The 19,476-nt window shown below is 37.8% G+C and carries 21 protein-coding genes and 1 pseudogene; all 22 read right to left on the bottom strand.

Annotated elements, in window-relative coordinates; genetic code table 11:
• Positions 1-21: 21 nt before the first annotated feature.
• A complete protein-coding gene (locus RWU19_RS10725; RefSeq protein WP_002292548.1) occupies positions 22-1,335 on the bottom strand; it encodes an NCS2 family permease in 1,314 nt (437 codons plus the stop codon).
• Between the two features lie 292 nt (positions 1,336-1,627).
• Positions 1,628-3,181, bottom strand: a complete 1,554-nt coding sequence (locus tag RWU19_RS10720; RefSeq protein ID WP_123837578.1) for a hypothetical protein — start codon at positions 3,179-3,181, stop codon at positions 1,628-1,630.
• Positions 3,182-3,321: 140 nt separating this feature from the next.
• On the bottom strand, positions 3,322-3,546 hold the full coding sequence (locus tag RWU19_RS10715; protein WP_002312725.1) for a hypothetical protein: 225 nt from the start codon (positions 3,544-3,546) through the stop codon (positions 3,322-3,324).
• A gap of 19 nt (positions 3,547-3,565) precedes the next feature.
• The gene (locus RWU19_RS10710; protein WP_172867800.1) at positions 3,566-3,988 is read right to left on the bottom strand and encodes a VOC family protein; all 423 of its coding nucleotides are present in this window, start codon (positions 3,986-3,988) and stop codon (positions 3,566-3,568) included.
• A 141-nt stretch (positions 3,989-4,129) separates the two neighbouring features.
• Positions 4,130-4,840 (bottom strand): B3/4 domain-containing protein, encoded by a 711-nt coding sequence (locus RWU19_RS10705; RefSeq protein WP_002315980.1) that lies wholly within the window; start codon positions 4,838-4,840, stop codon positions 4,130-4,132.
• Positions 4,841-4,857: 17 nt separating this feature from the next.
• The gene (locus RWU19_RS10700; RefSeq protein WP_180363519.1) at positions 4,858-5,355 is read right to left on the bottom strand and encodes a GNAT family N-acetyltransferase; all 498 of its coding nucleotides are present in this window, start codon (positions 5,353-5,355) and stop codon (positions 4,858-4,860) included.
• A gap of 36 nt (positions 5,356-5,391) precedes the next feature.
• Positions 5,392-5,844: a MarR family winged helix-turn-helix transcriptional regulator gene (locus RWU19_RS10695; RefSeq protein ID WP_002292540.1), complete on the bottom strand. Its 453-nt coding sequence runs from the start codon at positions 5,842-5,844 to the stop codon at positions 5,392-5,394.
• 135 nt (positions 5,845-5,979) lie between these two features.
• Positions 5,980-6,585 carry an NUDIX hydrolase gene (locus RWU19_RS10690; RefSeq protein ID WP_002292539.1) on the bottom strand — a complete coding sequence of 202 codons (606 nt, stop codon included), beginning with the start codon at positions 6,583-6,585 and terminating at the stop codon, positions 5,980-5,982.
• A gap of 197 nt (positions 6,586-6,782) precedes the next feature.
• Positions 6,783-7,403, bottom strand: a complete 621-nt coding sequence (locus RWU19_RS10685; RefSeq protein ID WP_002341037.1) for an AAA family ATPase — start codon at positions 7,401-7,403, stop codon at positions 6,783-6,785.
• A 1-nt stretch (position 7,404) separates the two neighbouring features.
• A complete protein-coding gene (locus RWU19_RS10680; RefSeq protein WP_002310673.1) occupies positions 7,405-8,274 on the bottom strand; it encodes a ketose-bisphosphate aldolase in 870 nt (289 codons plus the stop codon).
• Positions 8,275-8,296: 22 nt separating this feature from the next.
• On the bottom strand, positions 8,297-8,704 hold the full coding sequence (locus RWU19_RS10675) for a hypothetical protein (RefSeq protein ID WP_070769868.1): 408 nt from the start codon (positions 8,702-8,704) through the stop codon (positions 8,297-8,299).
• 18 nt (positions 8,705-8,722) lie between these two features.
• Positions 8,723-10,012, bottom strand: a pseudogene (locus tag RWU19_RS10670) (PTS sugar transporter subunit IIC).
• Positions 10,013-10,037: 25 nt separating this feature from the next.
• Entirely contained in the window at positions 10,038-10,340 is a 303-nt protein-coding gene (locus RWU19_RS10665) for a PTS sugar transporter subunit IIB (RefSeq protein ID WP_002292534.1), read from the bottom strand.
• Positions 10,341-10,375: 35 nt separating this feature from the next.
• Entirely contained in the window at positions 10,376-12,457 is a 2,082-nt protein-coding gene (locus RWU19_RS10660) for a BglG family transcription antiterminator (protein WP_123837576.1), read from the bottom strand.
• Between the two features lie 695 nt (positions 12,458-13,152).
• The gene (locus tag RWU19_RS10655; protein ID WP_123837575.1) at positions 13,153-13,494 is read right to left on the bottom strand and encodes a type II toxin-antitoxin system PemK/MazF family toxin; all 342 of its coding nucleotides are present in this window, start codon (positions 13,492-13,494) and stop codon (positions 13,153-13,155) included.
• Positions 13,494-13,724, bottom strand: a complete 231-nt coding sequence (mazE, locus tag RWU19_RS10650; protein WP_042956876.1) for a type II toxin-antitoxin system PemI/MazE family antitoxin — start codon at positions 13,722-13,724, stop codon at positions 13,494-13,496. Before mazE ends, RWU19_RS10655 begins: the two co-directional genes overlap by 1 nt.
• 266 nt (positions 13,725-13,990) lie before the next feature.
• A complete protein-coding gene (locus tag RWU19_RS10645; RefSeq protein ID WP_123837574.1) occupies positions 13,991-14,755 on the bottom strand; it encodes a TIM44-like domain-containing protein in 765 nt (254 codons plus the stop codon).
• A 111-nt stretch (positions 14,756-14,866) separates the two neighbouring features.
• Positions 14,867-15,736, bottom strand: coding sequence for a triphosphoribosyl-dephospho-CoA synthase MdcB (gene mdcB, locus RWU19_RS10640; protein WP_002342795.1), 870 nt, complete (start codon positions 15,734-15,736; stop codon positions 14,867-14,869).
• 21 nt (positions 15,737-15,757) lie between these two features.
• Complete coding sequence (locus RWU19_RS10635) at positions 15,758-16,843, bottom strand: acyltransferase family protein (protein ID WP_002329651.1); 1,086 nt, start codon at positions 16,841-16,843, stop codon at positions 15,758-15,760.
• A 23-nt stretch (positions 16,844-16,866) separates the two neighbouring features.
• Positions 16,867-17,460 (bottom strand): malonate decarboxylase holo-ACP synthase, encoded by a 594-nt coding sequence (locus tag RWU19_RS10630; protein ID WP_002342793.1) that lies wholly within the window; start codon positions 17,458-17,460, stop codon positions 16,867-16,869.
• Between the two features lie 3 nt (positions 17,461-17,463).
• A complete protein-coding gene (gene mdcD, locus RWU19_RS10625; protein WP_123837573.1) occupies positions 17,464-19,140 on the bottom strand; it encodes a biotin-independent malonate decarboxylase subunit beta in 1,677 nt (558 codons plus the stop codon).
• Complete coding sequence (locus RWU19_RS10620) at positions 19,130-19,429, bottom strand: malonate decarboxylase subunit delta (protein WP_002292523.1); 300 nt, start codon at positions 19,427-19,429, stop codon at positions 19,130-19,132. Before RWU19_RS10620 ends, mdcD begins: the two co-directional genes overlap by 11 nt.
• Positions 19,430-19,476 lie beyond the last annotated feature (47 nt).

Genomic DNA, 19,476 nt, shown 5'->3' with positions numbered 1-19,476 from the left:
AACGCTGATTTCACAACCTCTTTATTTCACATTCAATATCCACATGAATCCCACGAATACAAAGAACAGACCATACATGATTGGAGATACTTCTTTTCCTCTTTTAGCCGCTAACATCGTAATTGGATAGAAAATAAAACCTAATGCAATCCCATCTGAAATACTATAAGTTAAAGGCATGCCAATCAAGATTAAGAATGAAGGGATCGCGATTTCTAATTTTCCCCATTCGATTTGACGTAATGATTGAGCCATCAAAACACCTACCATGATCAATGCTGGTGCAGTTACTTGTGAAGTAACAACTGACAGTAATGGAGAAAAGAACAAACCTAACAAGAAGAAAATCCCTGTAGTAATAGCTGTGATTCCTGAGCGTCCTCCAACAGCAATCCCAGCTGATGATTCTACGAATGCACCAACAGGAGAAGTACCTAATAAGGAGCCCGCAAGCATAGCTGTTGAATCAGAAGCTAAAGCTTTCCCTACACGAGGCATCTTGTTGTCTTTCATAAAGCCTGCTTGATTTGCTAATCCAACTAAAGTTCCTGCTGTATCAAAGAAAGTCACAAGCAAGAATGTTAGTACTACGACCCACATTTGAAGAGAATTGATGTCCCCTACATGTTTTAACGCAACTAAAAATGTTGGTTTCAAACTTGGTGCTGCAGCAACAATTTCAGAAGGCATTGGAATCAAACCTGTGACCAGACCTAAAATCGTTGTAGCTGCCATCCCGATGAAAATGCCACCTGGTACACGTCGAACAAGCAAGATAGCCGTGACGACTAATCCAAAAATCGTCAACCAAGTAGAACCAACGTTGAGTGATCCTAATCCTACTAATGTAGATTCATTCGAAACGATGATGCCACCTTCGCTCAGACCAAGGAAAGCAATAAATAGACCGATACCACCAGAAATCGCATATTTCAAATCTGCTGGGATCGCATCAATGATCATTTCCCGCAGTTTGAAGATTGTAATCAAAATAAAGATCAAAGAAGCAACGAATACGCCGGACAATGCTGTTTCCCATGGGATCCCCATCCCTAAACAAACAGAATAAGCAAAGAAAGCATTGATCCCAAGAGCAGGTGCCGTTCCAATTGGATAACGGGCTAATACCCCCATCAAAATACAGCCGATCGCACTGGCTAATGCAGTCGCAGTGAACACCGCTCCTTCATCCATTCCAGAAGCGCCTAATACAGTTGGATTTACAAATAAGATATAGGCCATTGAAATAAATGTCGTAAATCCTGCCAGTACCTCACGTTTTACCGTGGTGTTCAATTTTTCTATTTCGAAGTAGGAAAGTATTTTTTCCTTCATCTTCCATCCCCCTAAATCCGAACATTATAAATAAAGTCCGTTAAAATTTCGATTGATTAATAAAACAACGTGTTTTATCATATACTAAAACAAAACATAAGTAAACAAAAAATTCGGATTTCAAGCAAAATCCGAACGTTCTATTTGATTAAAAAATCCATATTTCCACTATTTGAGATTCTTCTTATAGAGAGAAACATTTCTTTATTGTAAATAAAGAAGACAAATCTAACTTATTTATTAGACTTGTCTTCTTTTATCTACATTACATCATTTAGTGAATGACTACAAACTAAGAGATTCTTTTTGTCTTCTCTTTTTCAATCAACAGTCCTATCATTATTATCGCAGGTACAAAAATCCCCATAGCGTATCTAGGACTAGATTCCCAGATCAATAAGAATGCAAAATAACCAGAAATATATATATTACTCAAAAAAACTATTGGATTTATATTCTTGAAAAATTTTATACTGGTAAAAATAATTCCAAGATAAACTAGATATTGAATCACCATCATTACAGCGTATAAAATCAATCCACTTGTTTTACTTCTGAATACCCACATATTCTTTTCATTTTTTCCTGTACCCAAAAATATTTCAAATGATGATTTTAGATCACCTGAGCTCCAAGTAACTGCAACCTTATTATTGATTGCAGCTAAGAATTGCTTAAAATCCATCGCATTCAATCGTTCTTTTATGATAGATAGGTGCTTTTCTTCCACTTCTTTTTTAGGCATTTTTTTATCCAAGAACATATCCCATGTAAATCTCTGATCGGCGCTAGAATAAGCACCCACTACCCAACGATACTTGTCATCTCCAGATAAATTATCAGGAATAGGCGTATTGTTCAATCCCATCATCAAATAATGTGTATTGGGCTGTCCATAGTGACTATTCGGATAGAGTTTTTGTGCATCGATAAATTGTTTCCACCCAAAATTTCCTAAAACTAAAAAAACTAAAGGAAGGAATGCTAGCAACCGCCATTTCCCAGTATGATAAAAAGCAAAGAATAAGATCATCGCTAAGATCAAGATAAGACCCGTCCCTTTACTTATAAAACCAATCGTGCTAGTTGCTGTTGCAAGCAGTACATAAATAATGTTTCTATTCACATACTGTTTCTTCTTATTTACATATTTAGTTATAAAAAAGAATGTGGCTGAGCCAAAAAACAATGAAAGTATATCAGTATAGGCTACAGGAACATGTAATGTTATCTGGACGGCAAATAACATGATTTGAATAGTAATCAATGTTGCAAAATTACTAACTTTTAAATTTCTCAGAGAAAGAAAAAGAAAGATGATCGTTATTAGATGAATGCCACAAAATACTGCAATGATCGGATAGTAATTCGTACCAAAGAAAAATTGTATTCCCCTAAAGATATACATCAGCAATAGGTTTTGAGGATTGGAATACATATAATTATATCCCCAATTTTCTCCAGCCTTCAATTGCTCTAAAAATTTTAATGTAATAGCAGTATCATCGACTGGTTGATGAAAACCAATAAATCTAATAAAAAGAAATAAGCTGACTGCGTAAATAACTAACTCTAACCCAAATATATAAAAGAGCAGTTTGTCACTTAAATCCCAATCTCTTCTTATTTTCTTTAATAAATTTTTCAAAATAAAAAATAGAAGAAATGCAAAAAACAGACAAAATATATTAATAACTATAGTAACTTTTGGTGAATAACTATCTCTGAATAAAGAGAATATCGCACCTATCCTTGGCGAAAAAATAGTTGATGCCATCGCCCAAATCATAAAAAAAATAACTAGTACTGCAAATAATCTATATATCCCTTTGATACCCTTTTCCATCTGCTACTCCTTTCATAACTACAATAACCACATAGTTATTTTATAAAAAATAAAACTTACTAACAAGTAGCAGTACTTTATTGTTGTTTATTTTATTTATCCGGTTGATAGAAATGAAGCTTCTATCCAAAAATTTCCGTTCATTTTTTTGCGTACCCTTTATTCATCCGTTTCTGCTCTTCTTTGATGAATTCTTTTGTATCGACAGGATTTAGGTTATTTAGTCCGCCAAAACCTGTATCGACCATTTTTCCCCAGCCTTTTGTCTTCTTTTTCCCTGATTTGAGATTCCTTGCTCGAAGCTTCTCACTATGTTTTGCTCGCCGATACTTCAAATAACCTTCTAGCCTTCCCATTAGATCCACTGTTTTTCCTCCTTTTTATTCAATCAGACGACTCAGCTTTTCCTATAACAAAATAATTGCCTTCAGGGTCCGAAAAATTGAAAGTCAAGACGCCATTGTTGTCTGTGATTTCTCCAGGTTCGTCCATGTTCTCGTAAATAGTTTCAAATTCATCCGTAAAAAAGACTAAAGAAGGTGGCGGTCCCAATACTTCTGGTGAAAACTTCTGCACAAATACTTTTGGAAATATACCTAATTCTAATTCTTTTGAGATACTCAGCACAATACTCTTAAATTCTTCTGGCAATTCGATCGTTTCTGAAATTTCTGCACCAATTTTTTCTACAAAGAATCGGCAAATCATCTCTACGTCATTGACATAAAGCATCACACGTGTTTTTTGTATCATCGTTTGACCCTTCTTTCTAGTTGATTTTCTTTCCTGTCTATAAACTGATTCCATTATATCACGAAAGCGCGAACACCTTGTGTTTGATCCTATTCAAGAAAAATAAAGCAATAGTTTCTAGACTTGCTTTCCTCCACAAACTTTTTTTACAAAAAAAGAACGGCAATGAATGCCGCTCTTCTTTTTTCGATTCTTTTATAATTCTGCTTCTGATTCATCTTTGGTTAGTGTGTGTCTGACACTGGACACGCCAAATGTTTGATCGATTTTTTCCTTCAACGCTTCGATTGCCTGTGCGCCGCGTGCCGCTTGTTCAGCATTGATGGATTCAATGACCAGCACCGCTGCTTGCGTTTCTTCCGTCAGCATCGTTCTTTGGGCTTCACGCCAGTTGAGACAGCGACAGATTGCTCCTTGTTCATCATAGTAGATGATTTCTTCCGGAAGTGCCGGAGCATCGGAATCTGCACCTAAAGGCAGGAATGATTCGCCACCTTGGGCTTTTCCTAGATGCAGATTTCCTGAAATCTTTTCGATATCTTCTCCGCCGCAAGGTACGCCAAAAGACAAGGAAATACTATTATAAATATCTACAAGCGGATTGATTGGGAAAAATTCCCGTTCTTGATTTGCACGTTTCAGTAAAGCTTCAATAGAAGAACGTGCACCTTTTTTAGTCTTGAATGTGGTAAAAGCCTGACGCCACTGAGCAATGACTTCGTTTTGGCTGAATGTTTCTTCCGTAAGGTAATTTCTTGCTTCTTTTGCCGCGCTATTCAATAATTGATGATACATTTCTTCATTTTCTTCTGTTACGTGATTATCGATACCACTCACGGATAAGATTTCGATGGTTGCTTCAGGAAATACTTCCCAAAAATTGGCATCCACTATTACTTTTTTCATATGTTCACACCTCTTGATTAGAATAATTGCTTGATGAATAGATAGTCTGTTTGGGGATCATCTCCCATATAAAAAACATGTTCACTGTACTTGGTAAATCCTCTTTTGCGATAGAAAGCGAGCGCAGCATCGTTGTGTTCCCACACACCGAGCCAAATGGCTGTTTTTTGCTTTTCTTTTGCTTTTTTGATAGCTGTATCTAGTAAAAATGTACCAATACCTTGATGTTTAAATTTTTTTCGTACATAGATTCGCTCGATTTCTAAAAAATGATCATCCATTTCCTCAGATTGACTCGTTCCTATATTTAGTTTCAGGTAACCCGCAGGCTCTTGGTCGATACTTACTAGTAAAAAATCAGTTTCTTTCTCTTTTAGCTCTTCTGTAAGTTTTTCTGGCGCATAAGCTTGTCTCAAGTAAGCAGCTAAATGCTCCGGCGAATTATCTTTTCCAAATGTATCTGTAAATGTTTCGATACTGATTTGTTGTAGTAAGTCTACATCTGAAGGCGTCATTTCTCGAATTTCGTATTTATTCACGGCTTCTTCCTTTCAATAGATCCTTTTATTACCTTTTTTGACAAAATTCCAATCTTCGCTAACATTCTTGCATACTTTCTTTAAAAGATATTCCAATTGTTTTGCTTCCTCGTCAGACAGACCATTTAATGCGACTGCATTAGAGTAGTTGTTTTCTCGGATGATGAAAGGATAGATTTCTGCTCCTTTTTTAGTCGGATAAAGTTTCTTGATTTTTTTATTTTCTTTATCTTCCAAACGTTCGATCATCCCATTGGATTCTAATTTCTTGATTGCTCGTGCAGTCGTTGTACGATCTACTTTGATCATTTCTGCTAGTTTTTCTTGGATGATTCCTGGATTTTCGCAAATACGTACTAAATAAAGATACTGCCCTCTTGTTAAATCAACTTCTTTGAATTCGATATTGCTGATAGAATCCAACGCTCGGGCAATCATTCCAATGTCTCGAAGAATTTCAGCCATTTCACCCCACCTTTATTTTGTTTGTAAGACTAGTTTACCTCTTTTTGTTGCAAATGCAACTATTTTTTAATAAAAGAACGAGTTCTTTTTTAGAGAACTCGCAGAGTAAACAGCTTTCTTCTTTTACGAAAAAACTCAATCGCAATAGAGCTGATTTTTGTTTTCTAAAATAAGCAACTGCTTCTTTGTTGTTCGTTTTTCTGATAGCTTTGGCAGCTCTTCTATACTAAAAAATCCCATGTCGGAAGTTTCATTGTTCTCAATAAATTTTGCATCTTCGTCGTGGATCGTACAAGCAAAAACAAGCTTATAATACTGAAAAAGCTGCGGAATATCTTTTTGTTTATTCGTATCAAAAACCGCTTGCAGCTGAGTAGATTCTACTGTTAAACCCGTTTCTTCATAGACTTCTTTCCGCACGTTTTCTTCAGGGGACAAACCTATTTCGGCAAATCCGCCTGGCAGTGACCATTCTCTCGTCCGTTTATCTTCGATTAGTAGGATCTTGCCGTCCTTTCTGATATAGGCACGAACATCGACTTTTGGTGTGGGATGACCTTCTTCAATAACTGTAAGTGCTTTTATTTCTTCGAAAGTTTCTTTTCCTATTTCACTGATCAATTCCAATGAGATCGTCCGAATCTCCTCAAATCGTTCTTTATCGAATACATCTTTTCCATAATACAGACCAGCTTGAGAAAGTGCGAGCAGTCTTTTGTATTGAGCCAACTTGTTATTCATTCTCTTCCCTTCTTTTCAGCGAATGTATGACTATGTAATCAAGTATAGAAGACTGACCTAATTACGGCAAATAAACACAAGGAAATCGGCAATAAATAAAAGAATATTAAAAAAATATTTTAGAACAAAAAGACATTTGGCTCCTCTGGGGACCAAATGTCTTTTTTATTACCTGTCACTATCAAACCATTTCTTCGTTACTTATTGTCATTGATTTCTTTTTCTAATTTATCCAATAGTGGAGTGTAATCTACTTGAGTATAGTCTGTTACATCAAATTCATATAGTGTTCCTAACTGAAATTCGTCATATTTTCGGTCAGTGATGATTTTTTTGAATGCTTCTTTCGTAATATGATTCGTCCCTTTCGATCGATCTTCCAATATGTCGCCATAGTGATAATGATCCATGATATAGCTCAAATGACGATCTGGTTCACGATCACGTTTGTACCGACGTTGCCATAACACTTCAAAGTCTGCTGTTAGGCGAATCGTCATTACCTGATATCCGTATCTTTCTGCTAATTCTTGGAGTCGAGTTTTTTGCTTATCACTAAAAGGATACTCTGACACAATCACTTTCTTTCCTGCTTCCATATACAGATCAAGTGCTTTGTAATAGAAAGGATAAACTTTCGTCCTTTCTTGTTTCGCCCGTTCTTCCAAGTTGTTAAAACCGATGGATTCTGCATAATATTCCTTGATTTCATCGAGTGTGATGGCATACATATCTGGAAATCGTTCCCGTAGTTTATTCATAAGATATGTTTTTCCTGTACCAGGACTACCAGCTAGAAGAATGAAATACTTTTTCATCTCATTTGTTTCCTAAGTTAATTGGACTTTCCAAGTTCATAAACAGTCCAATCTTATGCTTGACAATTTCTTTTACTGCTTCATTTGCTGGAATCACATTATGGCGAAGAGACTTGTTGATTTCTGTTTCACTAAAGGTTCCTTTAGCCACTTTTGTCCAGTTGACTAAAAGCTCCGTTCCAACATTGAATTTGCGGATCCCGTTATTGATCAATTCGGGATAATCTTCTTCTTTCACACCTGTTCCGCCATGGATAACGAGGGGGACATCGACTACTGCATCGATTTCTTTCAGCAAGGGAATGTTCACTTCTGTTTTTGATTTGAATTGTCCATGATTCGTACCGATAGCAATAGCTAATGCATCCACACCTGTAGCTTCTACAAATTTCACTGCGTCTTCCGGTCTTGTATATACCTTGTCATTTTCAGCGACATGGATTCCTTCTTCTGTACCGCCGATCGTTCCAAGTTCTCCTTCTACGGAAACACCGTGTGCATGGGCATATTCTACCACTGCTTTCGTCTTCAAGATATTTTCTTTGAAAGGCAGATGGGACCCGTCATACATGACAGAAGTATATCCGCTATCGATTGCTTCTTTGATATCATCAAAGTCTCGGGCGTGGTCTAAGTGCAAGACTGCATCAACCATTTCTTCTTCTGCAATAGCTGTCATTACATTGACTAACACATGCATACCGATATATTTTGCGGTGTCGACACTTGTTTGAATAATGATCGGCGAACCCATTTCTTTTGCTGCGCCTAGCATGGCAGGAAGCATTTCTAGGTTATGCGTATTAAAAGCTCCAACTGTAAAATTCAATTCTTCTGCTGTTTTTGTTACTTCTTTCAATGTTGTATACATCTTTTATTGCCACCTTATCTTTTTATTTGTTTCCTTTGATCGTTACTTGTTTTGCAATTTGTCGCATCTCATCCATTTTGCCCATGTAGTAATCGATTCCTTGATCATCACCCGCACGAGCAGCATCTGCACGCTTCTGGTTATAGAGGCTCATCAGTTTTTTATACCCATCTCCGATCGTCTGTTTATTTTCCAAGCTCTTTTCTAAATATTGGATGGCTTGATCGTTCTCATACAATTCAGAAAATTTAAGTCCAACTTGTTCGTAAAGTTCCGCTAATTTGGGCTTCTCTTGGGTCGTTGAAATCTCTTGGTTTAATTGTGTAATCTCTGATTGAATCTTTTCGGTCACTTCTGGCGAGAGGATTTTTTCCTCTTTTATCGATCTTTTTTTTGGTTCATTTTCTTTTTTCTTAAAAAATCCGAACATCATTTTCCCTACTTTCAATTAAAATGCTTTCAAAATTGGGCTTAAGATCCAAGCGTATAAGAGTGCGGCGGCTACTGTATCTACATCGGTTGCTGTAGCATTGATGAATCCCATCGAATTAAAGATCGTTACTAGCAAAGCAGGCAATAATGTAATAAAGAAGCCATGAGCAATACCGCCAATGATCGCTCCTCGACGTCCGCCAACTGCGTTGCCAAATATCCCCGCTGTTCCTCCGGCAAAGAAATTCGTTAGCATACCTGGTAAAATCATCGCTAAGCCGAACATCGGCAAAGTGAACATGGCAATAATCGTACCGATTGTTGTCGTAATGAAACCTAAAATAACAGCATTTGGGCTATAGGGAAAGAAAACTGGACAATCTAAGGCAGGAATCGCATCAGGAACTAATTTCATAGCTATCCCTCAAAATGCCGGCACGATTTCACCTAACAGTAGACGTACACCAGCCAGCAATACATACACACCTACTACGAATTGGATGGCTTGCAAAAAGGCAAACATGATATAGTTTTGATCTCCTGATAATTCAGAAGCGAATGGTTCACCGGCAAACAAAACAGTGATGATATATAGTGGGACCATCACGACCATGACAGACAAATAAGTATCTTGCAGAAACTCGAAATGCGTGGGCAATTTGATATCTTCAATCGATTTTTTATTTTCACCTTTCTCACCAAAAAGCTTAGCCACACCAGCTTCAAATAAGTATCCAATCGTACAAAAATGCCCTAAAGCAATATCATTCGATCCTGTAATCTTACGTATAATTGGTTGCGCTACTGCTGGCATAGCAATGGCGAAACAAGCTCCGATAAAACCACCGACTAAGATCAATACGATCCCTCGCAGACCAGCGAAATAACCAAAGACCGTCGTCATCGTCGCCATCCATAAAATGGCTTGACCAGTTAGAAAAATGTACTTCCATTTTGTGAAACGAGCCAAAATAATATTGAATACAAAAATCGCTAAGAACGTCAGTGCAATATCTCTACCTAAACCTAAATCATTCATTGCTTGACCATTGATAGACTCAATAGAAGGAATGATTCCTTGCATATGAAATCCTTCAGTAAAAATTTTCCCGAAATAAGTTAAACTTCCAACGATGATACTCGAACCGGCACTCAACACTTGGAATCCTAGGAGTGTCTTTAACGTGCCAGAAATGACTTGTCCTGCTGATTTCTTCTGCAGCAGTAGACCCAACATAGCAATCAATGCAATGGTGATCGATGCCTGAGTCAAAATATTTTCGATGATAAAATTGATAACGCCCATGTTTTTATCCTCTTTTCTTTTTTATTTAGATAACTCCCTTATCTTGTAGAACTGGGGTGATTTTTTCTTCAATTTCATTTTTCGAGACAATATTTTTTAAATAGATCATCGCTGTTTTAGGATCGACTGAGAATTTTTCGAACTGCGAGCGAAAATTTTCTGCTGTGATGATCACATCTGGTTTCATGGACACTGCAGAAGAAATATCACAATGGTCCAGTTTGGCTTCTACTCCTAATTTGTTCAAAACATCCTCAGCAGACATCTGTGCTGCAAAACTGCTTCCTAAACCTGCGCCGCATACGAATAAAATGTTCAATTTGTTCATCTTTGTTCTCCCCCGTATCATTTATTATTTTTCAACTACTGAAAAAGCAGTTGTTTGAAATCTTCAACATTTGTGCACTCGATCAATCGATCCAACTTCTCTTCATTGTTGATCAGTTCGATCAGTTCTTTCATGATGTTCAGATGCGAGTAGGAATCTACTGCCGCTAAACAAAAAATAATCTTTACTGGATCCATTTCAGGATTACCGAAATCGATTGGTTGCTCAATCGTAGCTACGCTGACTCCTAACTTATTGACCCCATCTTCTGGTCGAGCATGGGCTAGCGCCATGTGTTTGCCGATCACGATATATGGCCCGTATTCATTCACTGCGCGAATCATCGCTTCGACATAGCGTTCTTCAACAATGTTTTCTTTGACCAATGGTTTAGCAGCTCGTTCAATCGATTCCTCCCAAGTAGCGGCTTTTTCTTTGATCATGATATTGCTGTCCGTCAAGATATCTTTTAACATAGGCTGGATCTCCCTTTTGTTGATTTCTAGATTGTTTATTTCAAATAATTTTTCCAACTTGCCATAGATGATGCGATCTACTCGGCCACCACTTTCTTCCATGACACCGATTATTTGAGTGAATAACTGCGTTGATTCATGACTGTTAGGTTTTAACCGCTGCAGTTCTTCATTTCTTTTCAAAAAGTCTTCTATAACTAAAATATTCGTCTCAGTCAAAATTGGATCGATAACTAAAAGCGGCTTATTGCGATAATTCAATTGAAAGGTGCTGAAAATCAGATCGACATCCAGTTTATCCACTAATTCGATTTCTTTTGAACTTAAAACTGCAGTAATCTCGATTTGAGGAAATTTTTCTTTCAGATTTTCTGCTAACAGATTCCCGGTAGCCATGCCGTGATTACAGACAACAACTGATTGATAAACATAATTCAGGTCTCGCTTGATCACACTGGCAATCGTCGAAAAGTGGATGACAAGAAAAGCTATCTCGTCCTCCAGTATCTTGCCGCCGATTACTTCTTCGATCGTAGGAACAAAATGAGTGACTGCGCGGTGGATTGGAAAATAATTTGTTCGGATGTTTTCTTTCAATGGATTCATGACTTGAATAGCATGCTTGATTCTTATGATCAGTGCAGCCATGTGTTTATAGAGATTTTCGAATAAAGCTTCTTCTTTTAGATGAAAAGGTATGTGTGTCTCGTTCTCTACAAATTGGATCAATTGGATCGTTAGTAGTTGAGCTTGTACCCACTCAATCGAATTGGAGATATCTCTAGCATTGAACGTCTCGATAGTGAAACGAAGATAATTTTTTTCTACTTGTGGGACATTGTTCAATTGAAATTCCGTAATCATGTAGTCGATAAATGCAGAGAAGCTGCTGTCTTTTATTTCTGTATTTTTCCAATTAATGGCGGAGATGAATTCATGTTTCCTGATTCGTTGGATCCAGATCAATGTAAAAAGCAGAATTTGCTTTTTATAAATATCATCCTCTTGTTTTAACAACTTATTGGAATAGATCTCCTCTATTTTTTTGATTTCCGCCAAAGGAAAATAATGGAAAAAGATTTTTTGAGCCGGTGTTAGTTGCGCATCTTGATTCATAAAGAAGTCGGACATCCCCAGATTCTGATTGATAAAATCATAGATCATCGTACGGATAGATCGTTCTGAACCTTTATAAACCAGTCCCTGCTTTCCATAACTGACGATCTCGATTCCGTAACTGACCAGTGTTGCTCGTAATCGTCTCATATCTTCATCTAACGTACTTTTAGAGATTTGAAATTCTTCTTCTTTTTTGTTTAGATGGATCGGGTTTCGGCTGTAAGCAATGGCTAAAACTAAATCAAAAATACGTTCCCGCCGATTCAAAAAGCCGTCTTTCACCTCTTTTATTTCAGTTTCTAATCGAACTTGCTTGTCATTCTCCAGTTTCAACGAAAAACCTTTGTTGCGAATTGTTCTGATTTCCGGAAGCTTTTTACTACTCAACCAGATATTCGCTTCAAGAACTTCCTGTCGGATCGTCCGCTGACTGACATTGAATTCAGCTGCTAGACGTTCCGCTTTTACTGGATATTGGGCTGTCATGATTCTGTGAAGTATTTCAATTGTTCTTGTTTTCATAGAAATGATCTCCTTCTGATTCCAAGTATATGGTTCCGCTTACACAATAAAAAGTAGATATTTCTGCCACTTGAAGTGGAAAGAAAGTAAGCCTAGCAAACAAAAAATAAGCCGTATGCTTTTTCAACTTCTCAACGAAAAAGACATACGCCTATTATTACAAAAAAGAGGTCATGAAAAAGCTGTCCTGCATCAAGTAATAAGAACAGCCAAACAAAAATAGTGCTTCCTATTTTTCGTTTGGTTGAGCTTATTACCGTAAATGTAAGCTTTTGAACACCATTTAGTGGAGAGGTTGTGACAGAGAGGTTCAGCCTTGAGCGATAAGAAGCGATTTTGAAAAATAGCTTCCCATATTTTACAAAATCGTGCCTTATTGCCGATAGGCTATCTCTGGAACACCGTTTATTCAGAAAAAGGAGCTGCGACAAAATTTTTGTCACAGCTCCATTCATAAATATTTCCTGTCAATCCAGCATAATCGGCTGAATAAAATCGGCCTGCCATCTTTTTCACTAGTCAGATACGACGAGAATGTTTGTTTTCTTATCCCTTTTGAAATGTCCCCCCAAGAGTTAAATTTGAGGGGCATTGCTATTTAGATGCTATTTTTTTATTGTCACTTTTCTTTTTAAATGTCAAAAAATTTTGTTAAGTTTAGCATATAAAAATATTGTAGAGTTTAGTTACAACACTTAAAATATATACTGTATAATCTGATCAATTTTAGCCATGTCTTGCAATGGCAGGTTTTCTATTTTTTTGAGTCTTCGTTCCTTAAAATCAAGTGATTTTAATTGAGAAATAAGTACTTGTCCTTTTATATCTAGCTCTTCTGGTAATGAGTAACGTGTCGGTAAATTCTTTATCGTGGAAGTAATCGGACATATGACCGAAAACATTGTTTTACGATTAAACTCATAACGAGAGACGACTAGTCCTGGTCGTCTTTTTTGAATTTCTTTTCCTACCGAAGGATCAAAATCAATCCACACAATATCACCTTTTTTAGGAATATAAATTCTTTCTTCTGACACTATAACATTTCTCTCCCTTCAGGAGTTAAATCTTCCCATTCGTCTTTTTCATAATATTCGGCCTCTTCTCCACCACTAAATGGATCTTCAATTTTTGGAACTAACGTAATTGTCCCATCGTCAGAATATACAACGATATATTCTTGGTTTTCTGAAGGTTTCTTTCCGTTATCAGAAGGTAAAGTAACCACTACAGAACTTCCTTGTAATCTAGATTTTGTAACAAGCATCATCATCACCTCTTCAGTAAAAGTATACTACACAACACTAAGTAACGCAAAAGTACCCTTTGTAAACTAGATGGAGAAATGATCAAAAGCATTTTGAGAAATGGTGCACTTTGAAAAATTAGCAGCTTAGAAATGGAGACAAATGTTTTCTATTTTTATACAAAAATAGACAAAAGTAACAACCTACACTCTTCGTAAAGAGGCAAGGGATACCTTTGTCTACAGTCTGACAGCTCAACTTTTTAGTGAGCTGTTTTATTTATTTGTCAATCCAGCATAATCGGCTGAATAAAATCGGCCTGCCATCTTTTTTCTTTCTCAGAAAAATCAAAATACCATATCTGAGAGAAATACTGTCGTTGCGTCGTACTTCCTGAGATCAAGCGTCCATCTTTTCGATCAACTAAATAATCACAGCATCTGAAATCAATTCGGATGGCAAAACTATTCTCGTGGATCTGTCGATAATTTCCTACTTCCTGAATAGTTACTTTTTTAGTATGATTTCTTACACCGTCTGCTTTGTTTTTTTGCAGAACTTTCTGATGTTCGGCAAACAGCTTGTCTGTATAACAGCTTCTGGCTTTTTCAGGAGATTCTTCTTCCCAAGCGGATTGGATCTTCATGAATATCTTTTGGATTTCCAGAAACTGTGCTTTCTTTTCTTTAGCCGTTCCTGACATGCGGGACAATATCTCCGCTTTCAGCCTTTTCTTTTGTCTTTTATTCTTGACAATAGAAAAAGCGGAAACCCCTCCTACTGACAAAACAGCTAATGCAAGAAATCCCGTTTGCTCATAACTAGAAGGACCTGTACTTGGACCATAATACCCATAAGAATCTCTGCCGTAAGAACGACTGCCAAAATAACTGCCCCCATATGAACGACCGCCAAATGAACTTCTGCCCGAACTTCGACCGCTAGATGTTCCGCCGCCATGACCACCTGCGACAGCGAATCCTTGGGTCGGCAAAGCAAACAAACATAGGCCCACGAACAAAATGATTGCTAAATAATTGATTTTTTTCATTGTCTTCCTCGTTATCTTTTATTACAAAAAACTATTTTTATCATAGCCTTGCCGAAAAGAAGAGTCAATAACCAGATGCATAAACTGTTTTTTTAGTAGTTTTGTCTTAATTTACTCATTGAGTAACAGCGGACAGACATATGTGTTGGCAGCCCATATTTCCTCTATCTTCAGCATGAACAAGCTGGCAGACAAAAGATCTGCGCTTCCTCCAGGAGAGATTTGGTTTTCCTGACAAAAGTGCAACAGTGCTATAAATGGACGATTTGGTAAAGCACTTTGACTAGCAGCATGAGCAAGTTTTTGCATTTCCACTAACGTTTTCTGATCACTGCGATGCAATACGCAGGTGTCATCTAAGGAACTCATCAAAACTAACAACATATGCATTTGTTTCTGTACATCAGAATCATTATCTAGCTCCTTAGCAGCTTGGATTGCAAGCCTGATATGCGGATAACCCAACACTGCTTCTTCATATGCACCATTTACGCCGTATTTTTGCTTCACCGTATACCCATGAGTGGTTTTTTTATGACGATATTTTGTATCAGGAAAAGCAGCAAGCTTGCTGACATCACCGAGTATTTCCGTTAAAGAAAAAGGCTGTTCCATACTGATTTTTTGTGCAGTCACACTGGTCAATAGCCCCATTGCCCAAATCGCTCCTTTATGGGTATTGATGCCATCTGTAGCAATCAACATCGCTTTTTCCGCTTTCCGTCCAATCTCAGCAATCTTTTCTCTTAACTCCTGATCGATAGCATGTTGCCATGCTATTTGAGCCATTTCTTCAAAAAAAGGAGTCAGCGTCTTCGCAGACTTAAGAAATAAAGCATAGTCCATATCGGAATGTGCACCCGCATCTAGTGCATCCACTAATCCAGGTTTTGGGCTTAATGTTACTTCTGCGAGCAATGCTTCCTCTACCAACGCAGCGAGTTGCTGAGTCACTGCTTTTTTTCGTTCGTCATTTATCATGACACTCACTCCTTCTTTCTATTACTTGTTGAACCCTTTTTTGATGGCTGCCCAAATGATGTGAAGCAACCAGCTTAAAGCAAATGCACAACTTGCCGTCATTAGATAAGCTACAAGAATCATGACTCCTGAAGGTAACTGCAGCCAACTATCTTTAAACAATAACAACAGTACTTGGAACACAAATACATTGGCTAAATACGTACGGTAAGCATAAACAGACAACCATTTGAACAATGGTAATTTTGGCGAATCATTTACAATCATTTTTGAAGCGCCCATGAAGACAGCAAAGATGATGACTAAGCTGTACAAACTTTGGATCGTATTCAAGTAAGGCGCATTCGCAAAGCTCAAGTCTCCTGGATGTGCGAGCAATGAACGGACAGAAAAGAACGCGATAACTAAGCCAACAGGTAAGAAAAGATAACGTACTCTGTCCAAATATTGATAGACTTTTTCGTGATAAACAAATGCGGCTACCCCATAAATCCCGTAAATCATGAAACTAGCAACAAACCGATCTAACAAGTACCAGCTGTCATGATAAGGACCAGTCAATACTTGTGTTTGATAGAACAGATACCATGCAACATATAAAATCGTTGAACCAATCAATACTGGCCATACATATTTTTTATTAGCAAATACTTTGTAACCGAGCCAAACAAAAAACGGCATGAACAATTGAATCTGCAGCATCATCACGGTATACCATAAATGAGGCGCTCCATCACCTGTCACATATTTCAGTAAAAAGCTTGCAGTATCCGTATACGGAGTTTGTTGTTGGACTGCTGGAAATAGCCAAAGATAAGCCGTCGTCCATAGAAGATACGGAACGACTAGTTCAAAAAACTTTTCTTTCAAAAATTCCCAATAAGACAAATGCTGACTTGTTTTTACCATATTATAGACAATTGCAAAAATAAACATTGGTGCTGTGTATTTAACGATGACGTAAAAGGTACCAAGAAAAGCTGTATTTGTTGCGCTGTGGCTGTTTGCCAAAGCAAAGCTCAATATCGTTTGCATCATAACAGCCGTTACAGCTGATACTTTCTGGAAGTCACTTACGTTGATTTTGATTTTTTTGTTTTCAAACATCTCTTTCTCTCTCTTTTTCTTTATTACCAAAGTTCTTTGGTTAATTTAGGTCCTTCGACTGTTTTCAATAGAATTTTTTTCTCTGGCTCTCTCAAATACTCTTTTAGTGAAAATCCGCCTTGCCGAGTCACTACTTGGGTATCGAATTGCTCAAAAAAAGCAGGATGCGATCGAATTGCCTGAATTGGCAATTCAATCGGAGAATCTGCGTACAGCAGCAAATCAAAATCACTGGTTTCTTTTACTGCCGGAATCCCAGTTGATAATTCAAATCCTAAGCTGCCGCCGATTCCCCACTTGCATCCTGATAATATGTTTCTAGCAGCATGAAATTGCTGATAAACAGGATAATCCATGATTTTCTCTTGTCTATACGATTCTTGTTCGATGATGTCCCACGGATGAATGACTTGTTTGACAGCATGTTTTGAGATTTCTGTTGCCCATCTCTGATTGCGGGCAGGGCCACGTAATCCAATCGGTAGTATTTCGGCGTGATCTGTCGACGCACGACGGACTGTTCCGAACATCTTTTCAGTTAGAACGACCCATTCAGGCAAGGGGAACCTTTCTATTTCATGTTTATCAAAAAGAACAATATCATGTGCTTGAATCATTTTTTATGCATCCCATTCTTCGTCCATTTTGGCACGGACTTTATTTGTTTCGACACGTCCGAATGTTTTGGCTGTTTCGTTCGTGTATCGATTTGTCAGCATCGTGTCATTTGTATTGCGGACATCTTGAATGGCTTCATTGATTGCTTCGATGACTTTGTTGACATTTTGTTCTGAAGCAGCTTGGTCGGTGATATCTTCTAGGAAGTGATAGATTGCTCCTAGTTTTGTATAATTATTGATATCGTAAGCGATGGCTGGAACTTTTTCAGCAGCTGCTTCGATTTCAGCAACCGAACGTTTCGTCACACGTGCAGCACTTTCTTTAGACATCGCTTGGACAGTGATTTCTTTATTGTTTAAAGCAATCAAGCGGCTTGATTGTAATCCATGCGCTAAAAATGCACCTGAAATAGCATTTCCTGCAATCAATCCAATAACTGGATGTCCAGCTTGACGGAGTTTTGCATAAGCAGCAGCACTATTAGCCAAAGCCACATGAATACCGATCAATTCTTCGTTATAGCCGTATGCTTGGCTTGGTACATCGATCACAACGACGATTGGCCGTTTCACTTTTTTATCTTTATCTTCTTCGTAAACGTGATCCAAAATTTGTCCCATGCGGAAACCTTCAACTAAACCAACTTCACCGTTTCGTACACGGTACATCGGATTTTTAGGATCAGGTACGATCGAGGTCACGATGGCTTCTTCTATGAATTTACTTGATTTACCATAATACACAGTACTGATAGAAGAAGTTGGATTTTTCATGCCAGTTAGTGCCGCAAACCAATCGTAACCAACACTTTCTGCAGCTGGTTCATTTCCTTCTGCTACTTCTGGTAAGTCCATTGATTTTGCTTGATGGTTAGCAATCGCTTCATTGTAATCGTCAATGGACATTGGTTTTGAAAGATCCAAAGAATCAAGTAATGATAAATAAAATGCTGAGCTTTCACTGCGATGCGTGTCTTTTCGTTCGTCCATTGCTGCGATGACAGCAGCTTTGATTGCTTCTACACTATCAGTCACTAGTTCATCAATGATTTTTGATTCTACCCGTTGACGAGATCCTAATGTATTCCAAATCAAGTCTTTGTCACTAGAATCAAATTCTCGAACACCTGCTTCTTGCTCAATAACTTCTGGTCCATTCAAACCGACTCGCGCTTTTTTTGTTGCGATCAAATAACTCATCAATGCTGAAGTAATCGACATACCGCCAAATGATCCTACACGTCCTGGAATCAAACCGATGACTGGTACATATTGTTTTAGAGCAATGATTACATTTCCGATTTCTGAAATAGATAACAGTCCGTAGTTCGCTTCTTGCAGACGAACACCGCCTGTATCTAGTACGATGACTGGAAAGATTTCATTTCCTTTTTTGTTTTCTTCTAATACATGTTCGAGTGCAGCAACGATTTTTGCACCGGAAACTTCACCGATACCGCCACCTTGGAATTTTCCTTCCATAGCGATTACTACTGCTTGTTTGCCATTGATCGTGCCACGGCTGACAACGATTCCGTCATCACTTTCAGGGACGATTCCTTGTGCTGGCAAACTTGGCGCGATGATTTGATCGAATGGATCAATCAATTCACGTCCATTGTCAAGTAGAGCGTTCACTCGTTCTCTGGCGTTTAATTCTACAAAACTATTTTTCATCTGAAAGTTCCTCCATTGCTTGCGTCAATCGTAGGTACACAACTCCTGGTGTAGCACCGAAGTCATTGATCACGATATCTGCTGAAATTGGATAACGATCAAAAAATCTCGTTAATACGTTGTTCCATACTTCTCCGAAGCCATCGCTTCCTGTACAGATTTTTACAGTAGATTCTTTTTTTTCTGTCGGAAACATCAAGATTTCCAAATCACCTGAACCGACCACTCCTACATGGATTTTCTTATTGATCGGCTGTTTCGTTGGATATTTATAAGCTAATTGTTCCATGGATCTCTCCCCTTTTTGTAAAACAGAGCATACACGTTCTGCTTATT

Origin of the sequence: Enterococcus sp. 2STP, from assembly GCF_032465635.1 — a bacterium.
Taxonomy (GTDB): domain Bacteria; phylum Bacillota; class Bacilli; order Lactobacillales; family Enterococcaceae; genus Enterococcus_B; species Enterococcus_B lactis.
This window is presented reverse-complemented; position numbering and strand designations above follow the sequence as displayed.